The 9783-nt window shown below is 70.6% G+C and carries 7 protein-coding genes and 2 pseudogenes; all 9 read right to left on the reverse strand.

Annotated elements, in window-relative coordinates:
* Positions 1 to 1387, reverse strand: a pseudogene (locus H5J33_RS13450) (putative baseplate assembly protein); the annotation flags it as partial.
* Positions 1384 to 1776 (reverse strand): GPW/gp25 family protein, encoded by a 393-nt coding sequence (locus H5J33_RS13455; protein ID WP_181795141.1) that lies wholly within the window; start codon positions 1774 to 1776, stop codon positions 1384 to 1386. The gene H5J33_RS13455 and the pseudogene H5J33_RS13450, both read right to left, overlap by 4 nt.
* Entirely contained in the window at positions 1773 to 2108 is a 336-nt protein-coding gene (locus H5J33_RS13460; protein WP_181795142.1) for a hypothetical protein, read from the reverse strand. The genes H5J33_RS13455 and H5J33_RS13460 overlap by 4 nt, the downstream gene beginning before the upstream one ends.
* Before the next feature lie 19 nt (positions 2109 to 2127).
* Positions 2128 to 2664, reverse strand: coding sequence for a phage baseplate assembly protein V (locus H5J33_RS13465; protein ID WP_181795143.1), 537 nt, complete (start codon positions 2662 to 2664; stop codon positions 2128 to 2130).
* A 36-nt stretch (positions 2665 to 2700) separates the two neighbouring features.
* Positions 2701 to 3840, reverse strand: coding sequence for a hypothetical protein (locus H5J33_RS13470; RefSeq protein ID WP_181795144.1), 1140 nt, complete (start codon positions 3838 to 3840; stop codon positions 2701 to 2703).
* Positions 3833 to 4195 (reverse strand): hypothetical protein, encoded by a 363-nt coding sequence (locus tag H5J33_RS13475; protein ID WP_181795145.1) that lies wholly within the window; start codon positions 4193 to 4195, stop codon positions 3833 to 3835. The genes H5J33_RS13470 and H5J33_RS13475 overlap by 8 nt, the downstream gene beginning before the upstream one ends.
* A gap of 7 nt (positions 4196 to 4202) precedes the next feature.
* Positions 4203 to 4889, reverse strand: a complete 687-nt coding sequence (locus H5J33_RS13480; protein WP_181795146.1) for a hypothetical protein — start codon at positions 4887 to 4889, stop codon at positions 4203 to 4205.
* A complete protein-coding gene (locus H5J33_RS13485; protein ID WP_181795147.1) occupies positions 4886 to 5704 on the reverse strand; it encodes a hypothetical protein in 819 nt (272 codons plus the stop codon). The genes H5J33_RS13480 and H5J33_RS13485 overlap by 4 nt, the downstream gene beginning before the upstream one ends.
* A gap of 8 nt (positions 5705 to 5712) precedes the next feature.
* A pseudogene (locus H5J33_RS13490) lies at positions 5713 to 9783 on the reverse strand (hypothetical protein); the annotation flags it as partial.

The following is a 9783-nucleotide window of genomic DNA, read 5'->3' on the forward strand; positions in this document are numbered from 1 at the left end:
GGCCGCAGGGCGCCACGACGGCCGGGGCCGGCGGCACCGTGACCGTCTCGGCGGTGCCGGAGCGGCCGTGGTCCACGAGGACGGAGTTGCCGCGGGCCAGGGTGACGTCCTCGACGGGCAGGCAGTCGCGTCCGCCCCGGGTGGTCAGGCACAGCGGGAACCGCAGGGCGTCCTCGGCGGCCCAGGTGACCTCCAGCACGGGCTGGTCCTCCACCTGGTCCAGGCCGGGGGTGACGGAGGTGAGGCGGACGGCCTGCCGGTGGGCGGGGTCGGCGTCGCCCGGGGTGCCGGTGCGCGGGCCCTTGACCTCCTCCAGGATCAGCACGTCGCCCGGTTTCAGGGCGAGCCTGCGCTCCCGGCGGTTTGCCGGGTCCCCCCACTCGTCGCGCAGGGTGGCGGCGGTGGCTCCCACGGGCAGCGCGCACACCTCGCCGTCCCAGGTCCACAACCGGATCGCGTTGTGCGCGACCCGCAGCTCCAGCGGCTCGGTGGCGAGCACGGGTTCGAACACCCCCACGGAGCCGCGCTCCTCGAGGTCGCCGAGGTCGTTGTCGTCGATGACGGTGCCGGGTTCGGGGCGGTCGTGCGGGTCGAGGGTGCGTACGTCGACCGAGGCGAAGCGGTAGGTGCCGGGCGCCAGGGTGCGGTCGGCGGCGGTCTGCACGGTCACATAGGTGCGGGCGTTGCAGCCGTCGTGCATGGCGTAGTCGATGAGCCGGACGTGCCGGCGTACGGAGACGCGGCGGCGGGCGGTGTCGAGGTAGGCCTCGGTGGCGACGGCGTCCTGCTGGTAGCTGATCTGGTCGCCGGTGTAGGCGAGCAGTTCCACCAGGGTGGTGCCCAGGTCGGCCGGGTTGCGCTCGGCCCAGTCGGGGGTGGTCAGCGCGAGCCGGTCGAGCAGGAGCTCACGCAGGGAGTCGTAGTCGCGGGCCGTGTAGTCGATCACGGGCGCGGCCGGGAGGGCGGCGCCGTCCTCGCCCGGGTCCGCGCAGTCGAAGGGGCTCGGGCAGTCGGGCCAGAAGCCGAACTCCGCGCCGGCGTACCGCTGGTCGAAGCCGTGGTACGGCTCGGTGCCGGGCCTGCCGTGGGGGTCGGCCTCCACCAGCGTCAGCCGGTAGCGGGAGGTGTCGCCGGCCCGGTCGAGGGTGACGTGGAGCCGGTCGTCCAGCTCGGGGTCCTCCTCGCGTTCGACGCTGACGTCCACGGCGGTGAGTCCGGTGACGCGCCGGCCGCCGTCGATGCGGACGTTCTGCGGGCCGAGGCCGCCGGGCGCCTTGCCGAGGAAGGTGACGGTGAGCAGCAGCCCGTCGTCGCTCACCTCGACGGTGTCGATCCCGTTGAGGTGGGCGGCGCGCACCTTGGCCCGCCGGGTGGTTCCCGCGCTCATGCCGCCCTCCCCTCGAAGAGGTCCTCCCGGACGGTGCCCGTGGCGCGGACCAGGTAGGACAACTGGACGCGTACGGTGTCGTCGTCGGCGGCGATGTCGAGGGACACGACCTCGATCAGGTCGCCCAGCCGGCGCTGGAGGGCCGCCTGGACGGAGAGTTCGAGGGTGCTGACCAGTTCGGGGCCGGCCGGCGCGAAGACCAGGTCGAGCAGTCCGCAGCCGAAGTCGGGGCGCATGACGCGCTCGCCGGGGCTGGTGAACAGCAGTTGTTCGATGAGGTCGTGGACGTGCTCGGCGGGTCGGGCGTGCGCGGTGCGGCCGCGGCGGTCGGCGTGGAACGGGAACGCGATGTCGCTGCGCGGGCGGGTGTGGGGATTCGGCGGCCTCATCGGACGGTGACCTTTCGCTGCGCGGCCTGGACGACGGGTGGTCCCTGCGGGACGAGGGCCGCGCTGAAGCACTGGGCGGCACAGGTGTCGAGCAGCACGGGCGAGCCGTCGACGGTGACGCCGGTGCCGGCGGCGGTCCAGCGGACGGACACGCACGGCGAGGGCACGCCGTCCACGGTGTGCGGGCAGCCGGTGACGACGTAGGCGTGGGCGGTCGTGGCCACGGTGACGCCGTCGACGCGGACGCCGCCGGAGGGTGTGGCGGCGGGCGCGGCTCGGCCGCCGTGCGGGCAGCCGATCACGGCGCCCGCGTGGAGCAGACTCCCGGACAACTCTCTTCCCCCCGTTTGTCTATCGCTGGGACTGGGCGGTCAACTGCCCTTGGTTGATGGTGACTTCGCGCCCACGCAAGGTGATCTCGGCACCCGCGCCGGTGGCGATGACCACCGCGTCCTTGGTGATGCGGATGTAGGCGCCGCCCTGGGCCTGCAGGAGGATCCCCTGTTCGGTGCCGGCCGTGTCGTTGAGGACGATCTTGTGATCACCCGGGGTCTGTACGACGACGGGTTTGCTCGCGGCGTTCGCCCGCAGTTCGCGCCGGGCGTCTGGCGGCAGTTCGCTGGCGTCGCCGTACCAGCACCCGGTCCACACCGGGAAGCTGGGGTCCCCCTGTTCGAACTCCACCCAGACTCCGGCGCCGGGCGGCGGCACCACGAACTGTCCGGACTCGGGCCCGGTGAACGGCAGGCAGGGCAGCGCCCAGGTGGACGGTTCCTCGCCGAGGACGTCCGGGACCTCGGCCGTGATCCGGCCGAGCCGCAACGGGTCGTCGTTGCTGACCACCCGGCCGCGGAACTTGCCGAGGTAGCGATTGCTGGGTGCCGCCATGGTCGGGGTGCTCTCCTCGTCGGTGGGTCGGGTGGGTCACGGCCGGACGGTGTCGCCGCGCGCTTCCAGGCCCTCCCGGGAGAGGGTGAAGTTCTGCTGGAAGGAGCCCGGACGGAGGTTGTGGGTGACGGACTTGACGAAGTAGTCGCCGTCGTACGCCCGTCCGGCGCCGCGGACGCCGACGAGCCGGCGTGGCTGGAGGAGGTAGCCGTGCCGGCTGACGTCGAGCGAGCCGGAGCCGGAGACGACGTCGGCGGAGACGGCGGCGCGGGCGAGGAGTTCGGCCTCGGCCTGCTCGCGCTGCTGTTTGGCGGTGCCGGAGAGGGTCCTGCGTTTGAGCGCGGGGGTGGCCCTGCGGCCGAGCGGCGGGCGCAGGGGGCTGACCGGAGGCTGGGGCAGCAGGGTGGACTGGCGGGTGCCGGGGTCCTGCCAGCGCGCCTGGGGCTCCTCGCGGGCGGTGCCGTCGTAGGCGAAGGTCAGCTGGTCCACGGTGGACAGGGCGTCCATGTTGACGTTCAGGGCGTGCTGGCGCAGTCCGATCCGCACCTCGGGGCCCCAGCGTGCCGAGGAGTGGCCGGGGTTGGGGCCGGGCTCCAGATAGAACGTGTAGCCGTTGGCGCGGGCCAGTTCGGTGACGTACTGAAGGTCGGTGCCGGTCTGGTAGTGGACGCGGAGGTCCTGGTGCGGGGGCTGGGCGATCTTCTCCTGGTAGACGTCGGGACGGATGCCGTAGTCGGAGTACCGGCGCAGGATCGCCAGCACCCGCTGGGACGGCGGCAGGTTGGGGTAGCGCGCGGTGCGTTCCTCCAGGTCCATGAGGAGCGTCAGGTCCTCACCGGTCACGGTCAGGGTGGAGTGGCCGGGGAGATTGCTGGCGCCGACCTCCTGGCGCACGACCAGTCCGTCGAAGAGCACTTCGGGGGTGCCGCGGACGCTGACGGTGACGATGACGCGCGTCTTCGGGTCGAAGAAACCCTCGGGCAGCAGCCTCCTGCCGAGCAGCCCGTTCTTCGTGAGGTCGAAGGCGAACTGGAATCCGCTGCGCTCCCCCGCCGTGGTGGTGATCTGCGCGGACAGCAGCGCCTCGGCGACCTCCGGGGGAACCGGGCGGGCGAGCTTGGGCCCCATGAGGAGCTGGACGTGGACGGGGCCGCGCCCCACGGGCTGTTCAGACACGCCACTCTCCTCGCGGGAACCCGCCGGCGATCGGAATGCCGATGACCCGTCCCGGCTCGTCCGTCAACTCCCTCGGATCCAGAACGGGGTTGGCGTCGGCGATCCGCCACCACTGGCCGGGGTCGCCGAGGAACCGCTGCCCGAGGAGGTCGGGGCGCTCGCCGGCGCCGACGGTGTGAGGTTCGGTCTCCTCGTCCAGTGGCGGCAGCAACCGCCGTTTGAGGTACCGGACTTCGGTGCCGTCGGCGCGCCGGTGGACACCGATCTCGGCGTCGTGGTACCGGCTGGTGCGGGGGTAGGGGTGGGCGCCCGGAATCGAGTCCAGCGCGCTCTCGTACGGCCCGGTCTCCGCCATCTCGTCCTCATCCCCTTCCGGTCACGAGGTGGGCGCCGCCGAGGCCGAGCGCGCCGAGGCCGCCACCGCGCGCGGCGGCCGCGAGCCGCTCCTTCTGCGCCAGGTGGGCCATGTACAGGTCCGCGCCCCGGTGGCCGGCCGGCAGGTCGCTGACGGTCAGGATCTTCATCCCGACGCTGAGCGAGGCCCGGATCGGGTTGAGGTGCACGTCGAACGCCGACTCGTTGACGGACAGTTCGGTGAGGCGTACCGGCAGGATGCGCTTGCTCCCCCAGGTGAACAGCGTCAACGGCATCTCGATCGGGCTGATCTCGATACTGCCCTTCTGCGTCAGCCTGGTCGCGGCGCGCAATTGCGCGGTGGTCGGCTGCACCAGCATCTCCAGCACGGCGAGCTGTGGGTGAATCCCGTCCGGCGCGGCGATCTCCAGCTGATCGGTGGCGTCGATCTCGGCGGTGAACTTCCACGTCTCCTGCGCGGGCCCCTTCAGCCGCAACGCCTCGTTCCGGTCCCCACCGCCGGTCCCCCCACCACCGGCGTCCCCGCTGTCCCCGGCGGACTGGGGCGCGATGCTGCGTTCCAGGGTGTCGGGGTTGAACTGGAGGACGATGACGCGTCGGGGGGTGCCGTGGTCGGGGTCGACCACGACGAGGCCGGAGCGGATGGGTTTGGGGATGTCGGGGTAGCGGGTCATGTTTTCTCCCCTCCGGTCCGTCCCTGGCGGGACGAGGCTTCCTGGTCCGCGTGGAAGGCGCGTTCGGCCGCTGCCAACGCCCGCAGAATGCGTTCTTGTGTTCGGGACGGGTTCGGTGTCCAGGCCTCTGTGATCTTTTTGATGACGTCCAGGCGGCTCGCCAGATGGTTGCTCACCAGAACGGCGACCACCTCGGCCTGAACCTTCTCGTCGCGTGTGCGCGCGGCGCGCACGAGGATGTCTCCGATCCTTTCGCCCTTCACGTATCTGAAGGCGCCCAGCGCGTCGAGCCGGTCCCGTGTTCGCCGGGATTCGTCGAGCAGGACCACGCCCAGCGCGTCGACCAGCTTGCCGTCGGGCTCCCGCGAGAGGGTCAGCACGCGGGCGGCCGCCTGGCCGGCGGCGTGCATGACCACCGGGGACGGTCGCGTCCGCAGCACGTCGGCGATGCGGTCACCGTCCTCGGGCGTGGCGATGTGGGCGAGCGCCAACAGGGCACTGGCATGGTTGAGGCCCCACTCGTCCTCGCCCTCGTCGCGGGAGGGATACGGCGGCTCCGCCAGTACCCGGCGGGCCGTCTCCCGCACCGCTCCTTCGTACTCACTGTACGGAAACCGGGAATCACCGAACCGAGTGAGGTTCTCCGCCTGTTTGTAGTGGTCGAGGGCGATTCCCACGGCCACCGGGTCGGCGCTGTGGAGCAGGGCGAGAAAGTCCTCGGACCCTCCCCGGCCGGACGCCAGTTTGACCCGGTGTTGAGCGAGTTGCGGGTCAGGAAGGGAGAATTCCCGCCAGTGATAGGAATCGAAACCCATAATGTGCCTCAGCCCTTCAGCCGTTCGATCGCCTCGGCCGGAATCGTGTCATGAATCAGAATCTCCTGGGTCCGGACGACATCCTGAAGGGCCTGACGTTGCGACGCCGCCGGATTCGCCAGCCCGTAGAACTCCTGCTCAGCAGCTCTCGTGAGGTCGTAGATCTGCGTCGGCGACACGTACAGCAGGTCGATCGTCACAAGCCCGTATTCCCCACCGAGCCGCTTGCCTTGAGCATTGGTCAGGTCTTTCGCTTCGATTTTCGTGGTGGATGTGAACGGGGTCAGCTTCTCACCGTTCGGCCCGGTGGGCGCGCCCTGCACATGAGATATGATCGTCTCGGGAGTCGCCGGCATGTGCTCCGCCGGGGCGGTGATGCCACGCTTCTCCGGTCTCTTGTCCCGCTTGGCGAGCGCGCGCTGTACTTTTCGGGGTACGAAGCTGCCCGACTCACTCTTCACATACTCACGCAACGGGAACCGGGGGTCCGCGTAAACTGCCTGGTCGCCGTGGCGTTCCCCCGTCTCCACCAGATCGCTTTCATCCTTGCGGAACTGTCCGATGTGAATCGTCTCGGCTTCCTGACCACCGGATGCCGGCCGGAAATAGTTGAGAAACACGGAGTCGGGGAAATCGCGGGCCGGGATGCCTTTGAGGAGCGCACGGTCGGGCTTCCACTGCAGCTCGCCGAGCCGGGTCCCGGGCGGGCGACCGGAATTCTTCTTCGTGGCCACACGCCGGGACTGATTGTTCTGCTGGGCCGCTGCCGCTTTCCGGTGCTTCGCCAAGATCGCGTCCCCGATGCGGGTACACAGCTCGACGATGTCCTGCAACCGCTGCTGCTCGGCGCCCACCTGACGTTCGATCGCCTCACGGATCTCCGTGACGACCTTGTCCTCGTGCTCGCCGAGCGCGAAGGTCTCGAACTCCCCGCGCGTAGCCAGGCCCTGCGGATTCAGCGTCGCGACGACCCGGAAGTCCTCGGTCCCCACGGCCGACAGGTCGGTCAGGCGGTACCAAGCACGGAGAGCCCGCAGGACTCCGCGAAAGGCGAGTTCGGGAGTGCCCCTGTCCAGCAGAGTCTCCAGCCTCGGCCGGATGCGTGCGATGATTTCCGCGAGCCGCCTGTCCTTGGACTCCTCGCTCCTCTTCCGCTGATCTTTCTTCTCCTGCTTCCGCTTGATCGAATCCCTCTCCTTGGGGCTTCGCCTCCCGCGCTTGTCCCGATTACGCTTCGGCCCCTTCGACTCGTGTGCGGGCCGCCGCTTCTTTCCGTTCCTTCCCTTCTCTTTCGGCACCCGACTGCCGCCGCCCTCGTCCTCACCCCTGGACCTGTGCCTGCCGGCTTCCTGGTCCGCGTCCGGCTTGCGCCTGCCCAGGGCGTCGTCGTCCGAGTGCTTCGGCTTGCCGGGCTCCGGGTCCATCGGCTTGTCCGAGGTCTTGCCGTACCTGCTCCGGGGCTTCGATGTGCCGGGTGTGTCCTGGTCCCCGGATTCCGGCCCGTTCACGTCCCGACCCTTGGGTACGGGCTCGGTCTTCGGCTTCGGGCGGGGCTCCGGCTCGGGTTTCGGCCTGGCGGACGGGGTGGGGCTGGTGTCCGGTTTTTCGGCGGGGTCCTTCGGGCGGCCGTTCCGGTCCTTGCTCGTCAGGTCGGGGGTGGTGGTCTTCCTGGGCCGACCGTCCTCGGTCCGGGGGGTCTTCGGGTCCGCGTCGCGGGGTGTCTTGCCGTCCGCCCCGGGTTTCCGGCCGGTGGGCTCCTCGCCCTTCGGCTTCTTCGGACCCCGGCTGTCCGCGTCCGCGGCGCCCGCGCGCCCCCGGCCCCCCGGCCTGCCGGACCTGGTGAGTTTCGCCGCGACGCCCCGCAGGCGGCGGCCCACCTTGGCGACGTACTTGCCGATCTGGCCGAGGAGGGCCTGGTAGAGGACCTCCAGGAGGGCGACCACACCCGCGGCTACGGCCTTGGCGAAGAGGATGCCGGCGCCGCCCGTGCGGACGGCCTTGAGCCAGGTGAGGACCGCGTCCAGGGAGCTGAGGATGGCGCCGAGGGCGCCCCAGGCGGTGCGGATCGCGTCGATGACCGCCAGCACCCAGCCGGCGCCGGGGATGAGCTTGGCGACGACCTTGGTGATCACCAACTCGCCGATGATGAGCGGTAGTTGCGGAACGACCGCGTCCCAGGCCTCCTTGACGATCCGGTCGAGGGAGAAGCCGCCGCTGACGAGCTTGTCGATGATCGCCTTGGGGACGCCGATGATCTCCTGGATCTTCTCCTGGAACCAGGCCTTGACGGCCGTGGACACCTCGCGGAAGAGGTGGTTCTTGGCGCCGTCCACCGCGGAGTTCTTCGCGCCGCCGAGCCAGCCGCCCGGGTCGGAGAGGAAGTCGACCGCGATCATCATCCAGGCGCCCAGCGCGCTCAGGAGCTTCGAGGCGAACTCCAGGACCGACTTCACCGCCTCGACGACCGACTTCACCGCCGCCTGGAGCGCCTTCCTCAGGATGTCCAGGAGGCTGCCGAGCAGCTTGCCGAGGGCGTCGAGGAGGTCGGAGACGGCCTGCTTCAGCACCTGCGCGAGGCGGTTGACGAGGGCGATCGCCGCCGAGATCAGATCGGTGACAAAGCTGCGGATTCTCGCGGCGAGTTCCATCACCGCCCGCACCATCGCCACCGCGAACTCGATCAGGTCCTTGATGAGGTTCTTGATCGCGTCGACGATGTTCTTGCGGGCCTCGTTGATCCAGCGCTCGACCGTGTCCTTGAAGTTCCTGATGAAGCCGACGACCGCGTCGCGGGCCGCCCGGATGACCCGGACGATCGCGTTCTTGATGTCGATGACCTTCTGCTTGATCCAGTCGAAGGCCTTGCTGACCCAGTTGCCGGACTCCTGGACGGCGGTGTCGCGCTTCTGGTCCGCTTCGCGCTCGGCCTTGTCGCTCTCGTCCCGGATCTTCTTGCCGCTGTCCTTCTTCTCGTTGTCGACGTCGTCGTCGGTCTTCTTCTCCTTGTCCGCGACGTCCTTGCGGACCTTGTCGTGCCGCTCGCTCTTCTTGTCACCGAGGGACTGGAGCTGCTGGTCCTGCTCCTTGCGCCAGTCCTCCCGCCGGGCGGTGACCTCGCCCATGGCCTTCTCGCGCTCGGCGGCCTGCGACCTGGTGTTCGCCGTGATCTCGGCGTCCACCTTCTGCCGGTGCCGGTCCTGCGCGTCGCGGACGTCGCGGTCCTTGGCCTGCCGGCCCTCGGACATGCTCTTGGCGCCGTCGGTGAACGCCGCCTGGAACTGCGGGCCCCGCTCGTGCTCCGCCACCTCGGAGGCCGCCTCCGGTGGTACGGCACCGGTCGCCCCGCCGTTGCCGGCCGCCGCGCCCTGACCGCCCCGCACGCCGGGGATCCCTGCGGTCAGCGTCTCCTTGGGCACGTCCGGGTATACCTGGTCCTCGCCCATCCGCCGGCCGGCGTCGTCCCGGGCGGTGCCGATCGTCTGCCGGCCCTTGGCGTCGACGTGGCCGTCCTGCTCGCCGGCCGACTGCCCGGCCGCGCCCGTCATGCCGACGCCCGGGGCGTCGCCCGCCCGGGCCTGCTTGAGGGCCTCGTCCTTCGTCGGCAGCCCGGCGAACTTGGCGGCCAGCGCCTGCGGATCCACCACCGGCTTGTCGGCGCCGAAAAGGCTCGCGACACCGTTCACGATCTTGGCGCCGACGAAGCCGAGCGCCATCTTGAAGGTGTCCCACCCGCCGGGCTCCTCGGCCTTCTCCGCCTCGATCCGCCCGTCGGGCTTCCTGGCGCCGGTGACCTCGGCGTCCTTCTGCTCCGGCGCCTGGGCCTCCTGGGGCTTGTCCTCGGAGTACCGCGCCGGGGCGTCCGTCTTCGGCTTGCCCCGCAGCATCCGCGGTGCGCCTGCCGGGCGCTGCATCGAGGGTGGCGCGGAGGCCAGGGCCTGGTGCTCGTCGCCGACCGAGCGGTCCACCGCTCCACCGACACCGCCCATGGCCTGGAGTGCCTTGTGCGGCTTCAGTTTCGAGGCCGTCGCCAGGCCGGCCTCGGGAGACACCCCGGAGAGGTCGGGTACCGGCGCGCTCGC

It is taken from the genome of Streptomyces sp. WELS2 (genome assembly GCF_013870595.1).
GTDB lineage: Bacteria > Actinomycetota > Actinomycetes > Streptomycetales > Streptomycetaceae > Streptomyces.

Bases quoted from the DNA above. Each gene is read 5' to 3' on its own strand.
- H5J33_RS13485 (WP_181795147.1), bottom strand. From the start codon at position 5,704: ATGGGTTTCGATTCCTATCACTGGCGGGAATTCTCCCTTCCTGACCCG.
- H5J33_RS13465 (WP_181795143.1), bottom strand. From the start codon at position 2,664: ATGGCGGCACCCAGCAATCGCTACCTCGGCAAGTTCCGCGGCCGGGTG.
- H5J33_RS13480 (WP_181795146.1), bottom strand. From the start codon at position 4,889: ATGACCCGCTACCCCGACATCCCCAAACCCATCCGCTCCGGCCTCGTC.
- H5J33_RS13475 (WP_181795145.1), bottom strand. From the start codon at position 4,195: ATGGCGGAGACCGGGCCGTACGAGAGCGCGCTGGACTCGATTCCGGGC.
- H5J33_RS13455 (WP_181795141.1), bottom strand. From the start codon at position 1,776: ATGAGGCCGCCGAATCCCCACACCCGCCCGCGCAGCGACATCGCGTTC.